At 43.8% G+C, this 13,882-nt stretch carries 14 protein-coding genes; 5 read left to right on the top strand and 9 right to left on the bottom strand.

Annotated features, from left to right (window positions below; genetic code table 11):
- Positions 1-45: 45 nt before the first annotated feature.
- The 6 genes from FQV26_RS00845 to FQV26_RS00815 form a co-directional block, all read right to left on the bottom strand.
- On the bottom strand, positions 46-2,118 hold the full coding sequence (locus tag FQV26_RS00845; protein ID WP_146555490.1) for a heavy metal translocating P-type ATPase: 2,073 nt from the start codon (positions 2,116-2,118) through the stop codon (positions 46-48).
- Positions 2,119-2,240: 122 nt separating this feature from the next.
- Complete coding sequence (locus tag FQV26_RS00840; protein ID WP_146555489.1) at positions 2,241-4,658, bottom strand: heavy metal translocating P-type ATPase; 2,418 nt, start codon at positions 4,656-4,658, stop codon at positions 2,241-2,243.
- A 72-nt stretch (positions 4,659-4,730) separates the two neighbouring features.
- Positions 4,731-4,934, bottom strand: a complete 204-nt coding sequence (gene copZ / locus FQV26_RS00835; protein WP_146555488.1) for a copper chaperone CopZ — start codon at positions 4,932-4,934, stop codon at positions 4,731-4,733.
- 79 nt (positions 4,935-5,013) lie between these two features.
- Complete coding sequence (locus FQV26_RS00830; RefSeq protein ID WP_146555487.1) at positions 5,014-5,301, bottom strand: metal-sensitive transcriptional regulator; 288 nt, start codon at positions 5,299-5,301, stop codon at positions 5,014-5,016.
- Between the two features lie 60 nt (positions 5,302-5,361).
- Positions 5,362-6,834, bottom strand: a complete 1,473-nt coding sequence (locus tag FQV26_RS00825; protein WP_146555486.1) for an MFS transporter — start codon at positions 6,832-6,834, stop codon at positions 5,362-5,364.
- A 649-nt stretch (positions 6,835-7,483) separates the two neighbouring features.
- Positions 7,484-8,245, bottom strand: coding sequence for an MBL fold metallo-hydrolase (locus tag FQV26_RS00815; protein WP_146555485.1), 762 nt, complete (start codon positions 8,243-8,245; stop codon positions 7,484-7,486).
- A gap of 117 nt (positions 8,246-8,362) precedes the next feature.
- Here FQV26_RS00815 and FQV26_RS00810 point away from each other — a divergent pair, with 117 nt between their 5' ends.
- Positions 8,363-8,773 carry an Lrp/AsnC family transcriptional regulator gene (locus FQV26_RS00810; protein ID WP_146557719.1) on the top strand — a complete coding sequence of 137 codons (411 nt, stop codon included), beginning with the start codon at positions 8,363-8,365 and terminating at the stop codon, positions 8,771-8,773.
- Positions 8,774-9,059: 286 nt separating this feature from the next.
- Here FQV26_RS00810 and FQV26_RS00805 read toward each other — a convergent pair whose 3' ends face one another.
- On the bottom strand, positions 9,060-9,962 hold the full coding sequence (locus tag FQV26_RS00805; RefSeq protein WP_146555484.1) for a DMT family transporter: 903 nt from the start codon (positions 9,960-9,962) through the stop codon (positions 9,060-9,062).
- Between the two features lie 166 nt (positions 9,963-10,128).
- Here FQV26_RS00805 and FQV26_RS00800 point away from each other — a divergent pair, with 166 nt between their 5' ends.
- Positions 10,129-10,689: a helix-turn-helix domain-containing protein gene (locus FQV26_RS00800; protein WP_146555483.1), complete on the top strand. Its 561-nt coding sequence runs from the start codon at positions 10,129-10,131 to the stop codon at positions 10,687-10,689.
- A 201-nt stretch (positions 10,690-10,890) separates the two neighbouring features.
- Here the strand turns inward: FQV26_RS00800 and FQV26_RS00795 are convergent, their stop codons facing one another.
- A complete protein-coding gene (locus FQV26_RS00795; protein ID WP_146555482.1) occupies positions 10,891-11,520 on the bottom strand; it encodes a YczE/YyaS/YitT family protein in 630 nt (209 codons plus the stop codon).
- 23 nt (positions 11,521-11,543) lie between these two features.
- Complete coding sequence (locus FQV26_RS00790) at positions 11,544-11,981, bottom strand: GNAT family N-acetyltransferase (protein ID WP_146555481.1); 438 nt, start codon at positions 11,979-11,981, stop codon at positions 11,544-11,546.
- A 125-nt stretch (positions 11,982-12,106) separates the two neighbouring features.
- Between FQV26_RS00790 and FQV26_RS00785 the strand changes: the two genes are divergently transcribed.
- The 3 genes from FQV26_RS00785 to FQV26_RS00775 are packed head-to-tail and all read left to right on the top strand — an operon-like array spanning position 12,107 to position 13,741.
- Complete coding sequence (locus FQV26_RS00785; RefSeq protein WP_146555480.1) at positions 12,107-12,559, top strand: MarR family winged helix-turn-helix transcriptional regulator; 453 nt, start codon at positions 12,107-12,109, stop codon at positions 12,557-12,559.
- Positions 12,560-12,584: 25 nt separating this feature from the next.
- A complete protein-coding gene (gene paiA, locus FQV26_RS00780) occupies positions 12,585-13,100 on the top strand; it encodes a spermidine/spermine N(1)-acetyltransferase (RefSeq protein ID WP_146555479.1) in 516 nt (171 codons plus the stop codon).
- 23 nt (positions 13,101-13,123) lie between these two features.
- A complete protein-coding gene (locus FQV26_RS00775; protein WP_146555478.1) occupies positions 13,124-13,741 on the top strand; it encodes an FMN-binding negative transcriptional regulator in 618 nt (205 codons plus the stop codon).
- Positions 13,742-13,882: the final 141 nt, after the last annotated feature.

Below are 13,882 nucleotides of genomic sequence, written 5' to 3'. Positions count from 1 at the left end.
AGTTTTAATTTGCAGTACGGTTATGCGTATTGTTGTTCTTACAATTCAAGCTTTTAATAGTTTTGCATTAATAGCCACAATAATGGTACTCAAACTCATGAATACGGCACCAATTGCCGGGCTCACCACAATCCCCCATGGTGCTAGTACGCCGGCAGCCAACGGAATAGCAAAAATATTGTAGCCGGTAGCCCACCATAAATTCTGGACCATTTTCCGGTAAGTCTTTTTCGATAAATCAATTAACGCCACTACGTCATTCGGGTTGCTTTTCACAAGAACGACATCGGCCGTTTCCATCGCCACATCCGTTCCAGCTCCAATAGCGATTCCGAGATCTGCTGTCGCAAGGGCTGGTGCATCGTTCACACCGTCTCCCGTCATCGCGACTCTCCAGCCTTTTTCCTGGATTTTTTTGATTTGATTGGCTTTGTCGTCTGGCAGCACTTCTGCATAGACTTCATCGATTCCAATTTGTTCCGCTACCCAGTTTGCCACTTTGCGATTGTCGCCTGTCAGCATAATCGAATGGATGCCTTTCGCTTTTAAGGCAGCTACAGCTTCTTTTGCAGTATCCCGCACCATATCGGCTAAAGCGATCATACCCGCCAGTTCATCTTCCACGATAACGAATACGACCGTTTTTCCTTTTTCCGATAGTTCATTAAAAAGAACTTGATTGTAGTCTAATCCATTGCTGTTCACATATCCAGGGCTGACGACATTCACTTTCCGTCCGTCGACGCGCCCTTCGATGCCTTTACCTGTGATGGATTCAAAATCGGTTACCCGGCCAATCGAAATCTCTTTTTCTTTGGCAGATGCCACGATTCCTGTCGCAATCGGGTGTTCTGAATTTTGTTCGATGGCTGCTGCCAATTGCAATACTTCTTTATCGGTATAGCCGCTTTCGGAGACGATATCTGTGACACCAAACTCCCCTTTCGTCAGTGTTCCAGTTTTATCGAATACCACCGCATTCAGGTTTCGTGCTCCTTCAAAATCTCCCCGATTCCGGATCAATAGGCCTTGTTTAGCAGAAATAGATGTGGAGACGGCAATCACCAACGGCGCTGCCAGACCTAAAGCATGGGGACAGGTAATGACCATGACGGTCACCATTCGTTCAATGGCAACATCAAACGAATAGCCGAGTGCCAGCCAAGCGAACAAAGTTACAAAGCCCGCAACCAATGCCAGATAGAACAACCATTTAGCTGCGCGGTTCGTCAAATCCTGTGTTCTGGATTTGGATTCCTGTGCTTCCTTGACCATCGTAATCACTTGGGACAAATACGATTCTTCACCGGTTTTTTCCACTTCGACAATTAAGGAACCTTCTTTGTTCACGGAGCCACCAATCACTTCACTGCCTTCTTCTTTTTCAATCGGAATGGATTCACCTGTCAGCATCGATTCGTCAATCGCCGACTTGCCTTCCACTATTCTTCCATCAACCGGTATCTTTTCACCCGGTTTCACCAATACCCGGTCCTTATTCCGGATTTCTGATAACGGAACGTCCTGGACCTGATTGTGTTCATCCAGTCTATGTGCTTCATTCGGCATTAATTTCACCAATTGCTCCAGGGCATTCGAAGCTCCCATTATGGAACGCATTTCAATCCAATGGCCAAGCAGCATAATGACCACGAGTGTCGCCAGTTCCCAGTAGAGCTGGTTGCCGTCCCAGCCGAACACGACGAGCGTGCTGTAGGTATAGGCGATGGAAATCGCCAGCGCAATTAAAGTCATCATACCTGGATTCCGGTCTTTCAGTTCAGAAATGCCGCCAGTCAGAAATGGCCAGCCCCCATAAAAGAAGACAACCGTCGATAGGCCGAACAAGATATACATATCGTTATCAAAGCGCCAATCGACGCCCATGAAATGCTGGATCATCGGCGACAATGCCAAAATCGGAATGGTAAGGATCAGCGAAATATAAAAGCGTTTTTTGAAATCCTCCACCATATCTCCGTGTCCCTGATGGCCTCCATGGTCGTGATTGCCGTTCCCGTGTTCTGCTTGGTCTTCTTGCATTGTGGATTCATCCTGCTCGAAATGATGATGCGTATGTTTATGGTCATCTTGGTGATGTTCTTCACTTTTCGCCATTTAAATACACCTCTTAACCGCTTATTTCTGTTCCATACCTTGTTATAATTTTCACTTTTTTATAAAAAGAAGACCTGAAAGCAATATTCACTTTTGGTCTTCTCTAATCATTTTATTCAAAATCATTTCCCTAATTTCACCCGCTGCAATCGCAATGAGTTCAAGACAACCGACACGGAACTGAAGGCCATCGCAGCACCCGCTACCCATGGTGCTAGCAGGCCGATGGCGGCAATTGGTATGCCCACCGTATTGTAAGCAAATGCCCAGAACAGGTTCTGTTTGATATTGCGCATCGTCTTGCGGCTCATAAGAATCGCATCGGCAATGCTGTTCAAGTCGCCTCGGATCAATGTGATGTCCGCAGCTTCCATGGCCACATCGGTTCCTGTGCCGATTGCCATGCCGATATCAGCTGTCGCAAGTGCCGGTGCATCATTAATCCCGTCGCCGACCATCGCCACTTTTTTTCCTTGCTGCTGCAATTTCTTGACTTCATCCGCTTTGCCTTCCGGAAGCACTTCCGAAATCACTGCATCGACGCCGACTTCCTTGCCGATCGCTTGAGCGGCCCGCTCATTGTCGCCTGTCATCATGATAACTTTTATCCCCATTTTTTGAAGGCGTGCGATTGCGCCGCGGGAGGTGTCTTTAATTGTGTCCGCTACCGCAACAATGCCGGCATACTCACCGTTGATTGCAGCAAGCATCGCTGTCTTGCCGTCGCTTTCCAATGCTTCCATTTCAGCCAAAACCGCTGAAACGTCGATGCCATATTGCTGCATCAGTTTGCGTGTGCCAACCAGAACGCCTTGTCCTGATACTGTAGCTTGCACGCCGTAGCCAGGAACAGCTTCGAAATATTGGACTTTGCCGAGTTCGATGCCTTTTTCCTGAATGCCTTGCACAATTGCTTGCGCGAGTGGATGTTCGGATTGCTTCTCGGCTGCCCCGATTAACGAAAGGACTTGCTCTTCGTCTTGTCCATCAGCAAGTGAAACGTCGGTTAATACCGGTTTGCCGTGTGTGACTGTACCCGTTTTATCGACGATTACCGTGTCGATGCTTTGAGTTTGCTCCAAATGCTCCCCGCCTTTGAACAGGACGCCCATCTCAGCTGACCGGCCGGAGCCTGCCATAATGGAGGTCGGTGTTGCAAGGCCTAGTGCACATGGGCAGGCAATGACCAATACTGCAATCAGCACTTCCAGCGCCGGTGTGAAATTGCCCGGTTCAACCAGGAAATACCAGACAAGGAACGTAAGAATGGCGATTCCGACAACAATCGGAACGAAAATGCCAGAGATTTTATCTGCCATTCGCTGGATTGGCGCTTTTGTTCCTTGCGCGTCTTCCACGACTTTGATGATTTGTGCCAGCGCTGTGTCGCGCCCTACTTTCGTTGCTTTCATTTGAATCGAGCCGTTGCTGTTGATGGTTGAACCGTACAGCAGATCACCTGCCGCTTTATCCACCGGCAAGCTCTCACCCGTCAACATTGACTCATCGACCGCCGTGGTTCCTTCCAGCACTTCACCGTCTACCGGAATTTTTTCACCCGGTTTAACGAAGATGGTATCGCCAATTACTACTTCTTCCAATGGCACTACTTTTTCGACGCCGCTGCGCAGAACGACAGCGGTTTTCGCTTGGAGACCCATCAGTTTCTTGATTGCTTCCGATGAACGGCCTTTCGCTTTCGCTTCGAACAATTTGCCCAGAACAATCAGGGTGATCAAGACAGCACTGGTTTCAAAATACAAATGTGCTGCGTGAGGGGAACCGGCGTGCAGTATCGCCTGGTAGACGCTGTAGAAATAAGCGGCCGACGTCCCCATCGCGACCAGTACGTCCATGTTCGCGCTGCCGTTGCGAAGCGCTTTGTACGCTCCCACATAGAACTGTTTCCCGATGATAAATTGCACCGGTGTCGCCAGAAGCATCTGAATCCACGGATTCATCAGGATTTCCGGCACATATAAGAAAGATGTAAAGGAAAAATGACCAACCATCGTCCACAGTAAAGGCAGAGACAACAGGGCTGAAGCAATGAACTTCCATTTCTGGTCCTGAATGGCTTTTTCACGGTAATCTACTTTCTCCGCGTCTTCCTGTTGCTGATGTGCTCCATAGCCTAATTTCTCCACTTTCGCGATGATATCACCAATCGCTACTTCAGAAGGGTTAAATTCTATGGTGGCTTTTTCGAGCGCCAAATTGACGTTCGCCGCCCCGACTCCACTTAGTTTGTTCAACCCTTTTTCGATTCGGGTTGCGCATGCCGCACAGGTCATGCCAGTAATATCAAATTCCGCTTTCTGTTTTACGACGCCGTACCCAAGCGCATCGATTTTCTTTTCAAAATCCGCTTCAGTAAGTTTTGTGGAATCGTATTGGATCGATGACTTTTCAAGCGCCAAGTTGACGTTCGCCTTTTCGACACCTTCCATTTTGCTCAACCCTTTTTCGATTCGAGTTGCACAGGCAGCACAGGTCATTCCTGTGATTTGAAAATTCGCTTCTTTTGTTTCTGTTGCCATAATGTTCTCCTCCTCCCTATACTATGAGGGGGTATATTTTGTTTAAAAGAGAAGAGTGCTGCTCAAGCACTCTTAAACTACGTCATATCCCTGGTCTTCGATTGTTTCTTTGATTTCGCCCAGTGACGTTTTGCTGTCATCGAAATTTACGGCAACCTGGCCGTTTTGAAGATCAACTTTTACAGACGAAACGCCTTGAAGCTCTCCGACACTCGATTCAACCGCATTTACACAGTGTGCACAAGACATGCCTTCTACTTTTAATGTTTCATTCATTGGATTTCCTCCTAAGATTTGATTTCCTTAAGCCTAATATACACTAAGAGGGTATATCAAGCTTTTTGTTTCTTCTCACTTACTTCGTCATAGTTTTCATAACTTCCATCAATTCATTGATGGCTTCTTCGCCCTTATTTTCTTTAATGGCTTTTGCTACACAGTGATGTGTATGGTCTTCCAATAAAGCCAGAGAGACTTTATTCATCGCCGATTGAATGGCACTGACTTGATGCAGGATGTCTACACAGTAACGATCGTTTTCCACCATTTGATGAACCCCGCGAACCTGCCCTTCAATCCGTTTTAGTCGGTTCAAAAGCTGCTGTTTGTTTGGCTGCACTGTCGATTTCATCGTTTCTTCCATTTCTTTGACCTCCTGGTTTTATACCCTATACCCGTATTATACTAAGGGTTTTTGAGATTGTCAAAGCAACTGATTCGTTGGAGATTCTTCTGATTTTTTTACAGGAGTTGCTGCCAGTTCGGGTGAACGGACAAACGCAAATGCGAGTATAGCTCCTGCGAAAGCCACTAATCCTGACCAGAAGAATGCTTGCTGAAAGCCGGCGTTCAATGCCACAACTGGATCGGCAGAAGCACTGGAAGCCGTCGCTGCCCCAGCAATGGCCACCATGACGGCCAGACCGATCGCGGAACCGATTTGGTAAAACGTATTGTACAGACCTGACGCCAGTCCAGAACTTTCTGATGGAACTGCGGAAACAGATGCCGTAGTAGCAGGCAAATATGCGAGCGCATTGCCGAGTGCCGTCAGCAGTGAAGCCAGCAGGACATTCGTCCAGTAATTCCCGTCAATTGCGGCTGTTTGTGAAAACAGGATGGCCCCGCTGCCGAGGATGATGAAACCGACAATCATCGTTTTTTTGATGCCGAGTTTGGCCATCAGTTTTTCTGCTACGGCAATCATGAAGATAGCCATCAAGATTGGCATTGGCAACAAGGCCATCGCCCCGCCTAACGGCGAAAGCTGCAAGACTTGCTGCAAATACAAAACGAGAATATAGATCAGCGGGAACCACGATGCCGCAATCAGGAAGACCGAGATGTTCCCGATGGTCAGATTAGGCGATTTGAAAATGTTGAGCGGCACGAGCGGATCTGTTTTCTTGGCCTGTACCAACAGGAATACCAAGAACAGGATTCCCCCGACTGCCATCGCAGCCAAGGTATTGAACGACTGCCAGCCGTTTTGTTCCGCCATGACTATGCCATACACAATAAACATAAGTGAAACGGTCACTAAAACAGCACCCAAGTAATCGACGCGGCCAGCCGCTTTGCGCGCGGTTTTCTGTAAAAACTTCGGTGACAGGAACAGTACAATCATGCCCAGTGGAACATAGATCAATAATGTCCAGCGCCAACTGAACAATTCCGTGATCACACCGCCGAAGACGATGCCCAAAGCGCCACCTGCTGCCCCGGAAAGCCCCCAGAAAGCCAAAGCTTTCCCCATCTCTTTTGAATTACCGGAAAACAGCAGCATAATCAAGGAGAGCGCAGCCGGTGCAATGAAAGCAGAGGCCAATCCTTGGGCGCCTCGTGCTGCGTTCAAGCTCGTTTCATTCCAAGCCAGACCGGCAAACAAAGAAGATACGATTAAAATAATAACCCCTAGATTAAAGATGCGGCGGTTGCCGAATAAATCCGCTAATCTTCCGCCTAATAGCAGGAATCCCCCAAAGAAAAGCAGAAAAGCACTCATCACCCATTGCAGGCTTTCCTGACTATAGCCGAGCGTCTCTTTAATCGAGGGCAGGGCGATCTGGACAATCGCCGAATCCATCATGACGAGGAAGTTTGCAAAGCACAAAAGCGCTAACGCTTTCCAGCGTTTAGGATCTGCTTGTTGAAGTGGTTGTGAATGTGTTGCCATAGTTGAATCTCCTCCTAGTTCCAGTTAATTTGCCAGTGCATCCTGCTCGTCCATGTATTTTGAAATGGTCACCAGTTGTTTGGCTGTGAGCTTGGCCCTGAATCCGATGCCGCCATTAATGGCAATTTTACTTTCTCTTTGTTTTCCATACTCGTCTTTGCCTTCCTTTCTTTTTTATATCGGTAGTATAGAGGAATGCAGCAATCATCAAACACCGAAACTATACTCTATACATCTATGGGGTATATAAAATACAAAAAAATTAGCGAAGAAATCTGCCTATTCGGTTATTCTGATGAAGATCTCCACGAGTGGTTGCAGAATTTTCTGAGACATATTTCAAGAAAATTCTTTTGTATGTGAAGCTTCGAATCGACCCTTTTTAAGATGCTGATTTCGATTCGTACGCTCTCCTATCTTCGTAAACCAATATACAATACCCCCCCACAGTATGTAAAGAGGTTTGATCATCTTTTGACAAAAAACATTATATTCTCCGAGTAAAACCTTTTTGATTTATTTCTTACAAAGCTACAATCCGCAATGTAAGCGAGAAAAAGAAGGAAGGATGCTTAAAATTCGGCATTCTTCCTTCTTTTTAAATGATTAAAATGGTGTAAGTTTTATTTCATTTTCATTCGTATTTCAATCAAAATGAATACGCTTCTCCATCGTTAGGGACCATTAAATTTGAAGACATTCCTTTTTCTTGAGCGAAATTCTTTAATTTTTCCCTGGATAAAGCCCAGTGATTGACCGCTTCCATATGAACAGAAATAATTTTTGCCTTTGGTGCAGCTTTGTGCACTTCGTAAACATCATCTTCGTTCATGACGAGCGAACCGCCTTCAAGAAATTGGTTGTCTCCTGCATTTACGACGATAATTTCCGGATGGTGGGCATCAATCGTTTTTTGTACTTCTTCATACCACACAGTGTCCCCGGCTACATAAAGTGTTTTTTCATCTTCATGCTTGAAGACAACGCCGCATACATGGCCAGCCATTTTCAAGATTTCGCCTCTGCCGTGTTCGCCTTTTGTCTTAATCAATTGGATGCCTTCAAATACCGTATCTTCCTGAAGCACTTCGATGTTAGTGAAGCCTGCGCCTTCAATCTCAATTTTGTCTTCTTCATTTTGTGTGAACAGTTTGATGTCTTTTGGCAACGCGTCTTTTGCTGCGTCGTCCCAATGATCCAAGTGGGTATGTGTGACAATCACGGCATCTACGCCAGCAGTTACTTCTTCAATGGAAATGGGTAAGCTGACGAGCGGATTGTTCTGGTCTTGTCTTGCTGAATTCGGAAAAGGCGGAAGCGTCCCTTTCTCAGCTAAAAATGGATCAACTAAAAACTTTTTCCCTGCATAGTCTACAACCAAGGTTGCGTTACGAATGTGGTGGATGTTCATAATTCCAACTCCTTTTGTTTGATGTCCACCCATTGTATACTAGAGCCAATTCGAATTTATATAGATTAACTAAAGTCTTTTGCCGCTTTGACTTTATAAATGAAAGGAATTGAAAAAATCTTGGATCAGACGGATTTGCGAATTTTGGATGAACTTTCCAAGAACAGCCGAATCACCATGAAAGAGTTGAGTGAACGGGTCCATTTGAGCAGTCCCGCCACTTCGGCACGAGTGGAAAAGTTGGAAATCGCGGGCATAATTGAAGGATACACTATTAAAGTGAACCAGACGAAGATGGGTTATTTTGTTCATGCAATGATAAACATCTTCACCAAAAGTACCCATCATCAGCCGTATTTGTCTTTCTTGAAGACACAAGAGCAATATATAATCAACAACTACAAAATCAGTGGTGACAGCTGCTATATTCTCGAATGCAAATTTCCATCCAACGAGAAACTGGATGAGTTTCTGGTTAAATTAAATGAGCATGTGAACTATAAATTATCAATTATCATTAATAAATAACCTTCATTTTGTAAAAACCCTAGCGTGTTGTAATGAAACTTTCAATAAGTATTCATTACAACACACTAGGGTCTTTTAGATGCCAGCTCAGGTAACTATTTATGAGTAAATGTTCATTAAAGTACACTTTTACAAACAAAAGAAAGGAGAGAAGCTATGTCTATCACTTCTCTCCTTCCGATAAGGTGTCATATGTAAACTTAATATTTCAATGTTTCTTCCCAAAATTATTTGATGTTCTATTTAAGATTATTAATTCTCCGTCGAATACTTTTAGCTTTTAATTTTAACTATCTGTATCAGAGACAGGTTTCTTCGTTCTTTGCTGCAGTAGAAATAATGTTAAGCCGATCAGAACGAATCCGATTCCCAAACCTTGCTGCAAAGTAATCACCTCACCCAAAATGAAATAAGCCAGTAAACAAGTTCCAATGATCTCGCCTAATATAGCCATTGAAATAATTGAAGTACTTAACCATTTCAACAGATAATTGAAAACGGTTTGCCCTAGTATGGTGGCAATAAACGCTAACCCGATAAAGGACCACCAGGTGTTCGCAGAATAAGTAAAGAAAGGGGTTTGCTGACTGAAGGCAAAAATCCCTAAAAACACAGCACTGCTCCCATACCCGATAACCGCATAGGGGACAAGGGAGAGCGTTTTCCGGACATGCTGGCCAATGAAAAAGTAGGCCGTGATGATGCCGGCTGCGATAAATGCCAGTATATCGCCAAATAAGGCCTGCCCGCTGATTTGAAAATCCTGCCAACCGATGATAATACTTCCGGCAATCGCAACGAGACAGCCCGTTATAGCCCCTTTGCTGAAGCGTTCTTTGAATAGAAAATAACCGCCCACCACCGAAAAGAGGGGCTGTAAGGTAACTATAACTGTCGAGCTTGCTACAGAGGTGTAATTTAAGGATTCAAACCACAACACATAATGGGCTGCCAGAAATACGCCTGATAACAAACCCAATCCCCATTGTTTTTTTGATAGCCCCCGTAATTCTTGCTGATTCTTTTTACTGACCAATAAGAAGGGCAAAAGCATGGCTGCTGCAAAAAGCATCCGGTAAAATGCTGTAATTTCCGCAGGTGCATCTGCCAGCTTTACAAAAATGGCTGAAGTCGATAATGCAAATACGCCCAAAAATAAAGCTGCGTACGCAATAAATGGTGATTTCACTTCTGTTTCCCCCTAGCTGTCTGTATACAATAATAAAATGAATCCATTATACTGTACAAATGTAAGTATAAAATACTTCTGTGGCGGATGGGAGTTTAATTCTCCGTGTTTAGTAAGTCAGCACAGAATGAAGGAAACAGACATTATGTTAGAAAGGAGTTATTCGATGAACAATCATCGCCTCGGGCAAACCGTGTTAAATTATCGAAAAAAAAATGGTATGACCATTCGGGAGTTCGCCGAGTCTGCAGGCATCAGCACGTCACTTATTAGCCAAATTGAACGAGGACAGGCAAATCCCTCGTTAAGCGTGCTTACATTGATTGCGCAAACTTTGAATGTTCCCCTCTTCACCCTCTTCATCAACGAAATTGATACGGATTCGCTCATATCCAGAAAACAGGACCGAAAGAATGTATATCGTGAAAATAGTGATCATATTGTCTATGATGTGTTGACACCCGACTTCATGAAAGCTCCTATTGAACTCTTAATTATGGATTTAAAGGCACACTCAAGCACAACGGAAAGCCATTATTCACACGGCAATCAAGAAGAAATCGCGGTCGTCATGAAAGGACAAGCGTATGTCGAACTGGAAAGCACCGAATACTTTTTAAATGAAGGAGATGTCGTCCGCATTCCACCAAACGTAAAACACCGGTTTTTAAACAAGAGTGATGAACCGAATCATATTTTATTCGTCCTAACTCCCTCATTAGTTTAACTAGCGCCTTCCCATGTAAGTAGCAGAAGAAAGAGTGACTTGAACCATTAAAAAAGTGACGATCTCAATAGATCGGTTCCATAAAGAAAAGAAGAAATCGTGCTCAATTATAAGCATAATTTCTTCCTTTTGATTTTAGATGCGGGAGGATTCCCTGCAATTTACGATTAGGCATGATAGGTTAATTTGTAACTTCTGATTCTATCTTTCGAGATTATTAAGCGATTTAGTTAAAATCATTGATATACCGTCCAATACTTTGCCAATAGGGGGCATGAAGAAATTAAGGATCAGTCCACCAAAACAGACCGTTAACACCGTTCCAATGCCGACTGGTCCATCTACAAGTATGGCCAAAATTAAGAACAGGAGATAAACGAGCGTTCTTGAAAAAAACAAATTGGTTCTGGTCAATTCCTTCAGGATTAAGGTGAAACGGTCCACTGGTATCGGTGCAAAATTTGTATGCAAATAAATGGCCGTTCCGATTCCAATAGTGATTAAGCCTACAGAAAAGCACACGGCTTTTTGTGGCCAGAGTTCTGGCGTAATCGAATTGCCCAATAAGAAAAGCCAAAAATCAATGCCAATTCCCGCTACAATTGCAGTGGCCACTCCCAGTACTTCCGGTTTTTTCCGTATTAAAATCGAATTGGAGCCGATCATTAACACAGCCAATATGATTTCCCAGCTTCCCACAGTAAGGCCAACATTTCTAGCTAGCCCTACCAACACGGCGTCAAAAGGCGACGTTCCTAGATTGGACTGAATCGTGAGTGAAAGACCAAGGGTCAGCAGTAAAATCCCGATAATATAGAACACATATTTCATTTTATTCCCCCAATTACCAAGCCTTAATTAGCTACTTCCTTTATCATGAGAACGTGTGGAATGCCATCTTCGATAAACGATTCAGATGCAGTTTGATAACCAAGTTTATGATAGAAACCTTCTGCATGCGTCTGCCCATGTAATTTTACTTGTGCAGCTCCCTGTTCTACGGCTATTTCCTCTAACTTGCTGACGATGACTTTTCCGATACCAAATTTCCGGTAAGGTTCAAGAATGCAGATTCTTTCCAACTTGCCTACATCCTGTACGAATCTAACTCTTCCCGTTCCGACCGCTTGATCATGATAATGAACGAGTATGTGTTTACACATGCCATCGAGGTTATCAAATTGGTCGAACTCATCTTCTAGAGGACAACCTTGTTCATTTACAAATACTTCTTCACGAATCGCCAAAGCTTTTTTCAATTCTTCTTGTTCTGTTATTTTCGTTGTCAACATTTTGTTCCACCCTTTAAATTCAAATTTCCATTAATTCTAAGTTGCAATTGCAACAAAAATGATTTACATTGAATATATACTTTTATAGGTGCATTTGCAACAATAAAGTTATTGAGGAGACGATTATGAAAGATATTTTACGAGAAGTCGGCATGATAGCCCGCGCATTGGACTCTATCAGCAATATCGAATTCAAAGAAATGGATCTGACAAAAGGGCAGTATTTGTACTTGGTGCGGATCTGTGAGAACCCAGGAATCATTCAGCAACAAGTGAGCGACATGATTAAGGTGGATCGCTCTACCGCAACCCGTGCAATTCAAAAATTAGAAATGAACGGCTTTATTGAAAAGAAAGAAGATCCACACAACAAAAAAAATAAAAAGCTATTTCCAACGGAAAAAGGAAGAACGGTCTACCCTTTCATCAAAAGGGAAAATGAACATTCTGATCGTATGGCTTTAGCGGGCTTTTCTGATCAAGAAATGGCGACTGCCTATGAGCTTTTGGAGCGAATCCGGAAAAATGTCGAGAAGGACTGGGAATTTGTTAAAAAAGGCAATAAGCGAGATTACTAACAAGCTGAAGGGGCGAACTACCTAAATGATAATGATGAAGAAGTGTACCTTAGAAGATGTCTCGAATCTGCAAACAATCAGCACGGAAACTTTCCGAGAAACTTTCCAGGAACAGAATTCGCCAGAGCACTTGAATGCCTATTTGGAAAGAGCCTACAACCTGGACCAACTCATCCAAGAGATAGCCAATCCCTCTTCGCAATTCTATTTGGTTTATTTGGACGAGGAACTAGCTGGCTATCTGAAGGTTAATACCGATGAGGCCCAGTCAGAAACAATGGATGATGACTCACTGGAAGTCGAGCGGATTTATGTAAAGAAGAAATTTCAGAAACACGGTCTTGGGAAACACCTGATGAACAAAGCGATGGAAATTGCGCTGGAACAGCAGAAAAAGAAAATCTGGCTAGGCGTCTGGGAAGATAATGAAAACGCCATTGCGTTCTATCAGAAAAAGGGGTTTGTCCAAACCGGCTCCCACTCCTTTTTTATGGGTGATGACGAACAAGTGGACCTGATCATGACGAAAACACTCCAATAATTTTTAGTGAAAGGCGGCTTGTCATGTATACACCGAAGCATTTTAAAGTCACTGATTTTGAAGAAATCCAGGAGTTCGTTCAAACGAATTCCTTCGGAACACTTGTTACCACTAAAAAAGGAAGACCCATTGCCACTCACCTTCCCTTGCAATTCGTGAAAGAAGCAGATGATTTTTATATCACTGGGCACATGGCTTACGGCAATCCGCAATGGCGGACATTTGAAACCACGGAAGAAGTATTGGTGATGTTCCAAGGACCGCACGCTTATATTTCTTCTTCCTGGTACGAGCAGGAAAATGTGCCGACCTGGAACTATCAGGCGGTGCATGCATATGGAACTGCCACTATTTTGGCCGAAGAAGAATTGAAACAGGACCTGACAAAGCTATTGGACAAATACGAGAAACATCGGGAAGATCCCGTTCTTTGGGACAAGCTCTCCCCTTCGTTAGTGGAAAAAGAAATAAAAGGAATTGTTGGATTCAAGATTAAGGTTGGAGAAATACAGGCTGCCTATAAATTAAGCCAGAATCGAAACGAAACGGATTATGCGAACATCGTCGAGCAATTGCACAATGAAGAAAATCCAGATTCGAAGCAATTGGCCGAAATGATGGAAAAGAACCGAAAAAACTAGAAGCAATGCTTTCTGAAATAAAAGACGCTGTGAAGTTGATAAATTATTCAACTTCACAGCGTCTTTTGTTTTCATATATAAATTATAGAAAAGAATTTTTGTTTACTTCAATAAAGTAAGTTTATAAAGTTTAGAAAAAGC

Source organism: Planococcus sp. CPCC 101016 (assembly GCF_007859295.1).
Lineage (GTDB): Bacteria > Bacillota > Bacilli > Bacillales_A > Planococcaceae > Planococcus.
This window is presented reverse-complemented; position numbering and strand designations above follow the sequence as displayed.

Excerpts from the sequence above, each read along its gene's own strand:
- FQV26_RS00840 (WP_146555489.1), bottom strand. The coding sequence starts at position 4,658 with ATGGCAACAGAAACAAAAGAAGCGAATTTTCAAATCACAGGAATGACC.
- FQV26_RS00825 (WP_146555486.1), bottom strand. The coding sequence starts at position 6,834 with ATGGCAACACATTCACAACCACTTCAACAAGCAGATCCTAAACGCTGG.
- paiA (WP_146555479.1), top strand. The coding sequence starts at position 12,585 with ATGATAATGATGAAGAAGTGTACCTTAGAAGATGTCTCGAATCTGCAA.
- FQV26_RS00815 (WP_146555485.1), bottom strand. The coding sequence starts at position 8,245 with ATGAACATCCACCACATTCGTAACGCAACCTTGGTTGTAGACTATGCA.
- copZ (WP_146555488.1), bottom strand. The coding sequence starts at position 4,934 with ATGAATGAAACATTAAAAGTAGAAGGCATGTCTTGTGCACACTGTGTA.
- FQV26_RS00845 (WP_146555490.1), bottom strand. The coding sequence starts at position 2,118 with ATGGCGAAAAGTGAAGAACATCACCAAGATGACCATAAACATACGCAT.
- FQV26_RS00775 (WP_146555478.1), top strand. The coding sequence starts at position 13,124 with ATGTATACACCGAAGCATTTTAAAGTCACTGATTTTGAAGAAATCCAG.
- FQV26_RS00795 (WP_146555482.1), bottom strand. The coding sequence starts at position 11,520 with ATGAAATATGTGTTCTATATTATCGGGATTTTACTGCTGACCCTTGGT.
- FQV26_RS00800 (WP_146555483.1), top strand. The coding sequence starts at position 10,129 with ATGAACAATCATCGCCTCGGGCAAACCGTGTTAAATTATCGAAAAAAA.
- FQV26_RS00830 (WP_146555487.1), bottom strand. The coding sequence starts at position 5,301 with ATGGAAGAAACGATGAAATCGACAGTGCAGCCAAACAAACAGCAGCTT.
- FQV26_RS00790 (WP_146555481.1), bottom strand. The coding sequence starts at position 11,981 with ATGTTGACAACGAAAATAACAGAACAAGAAGAATTGAAAAAAGCTTTG.
- FQV26_RS00785 (WP_146555480.1), top strand. The coding sequence starts at position 12,107 with ATGAAAGATATTTTACGAGAAGTCGGCATGATAGCCCGCGCATTGGAC.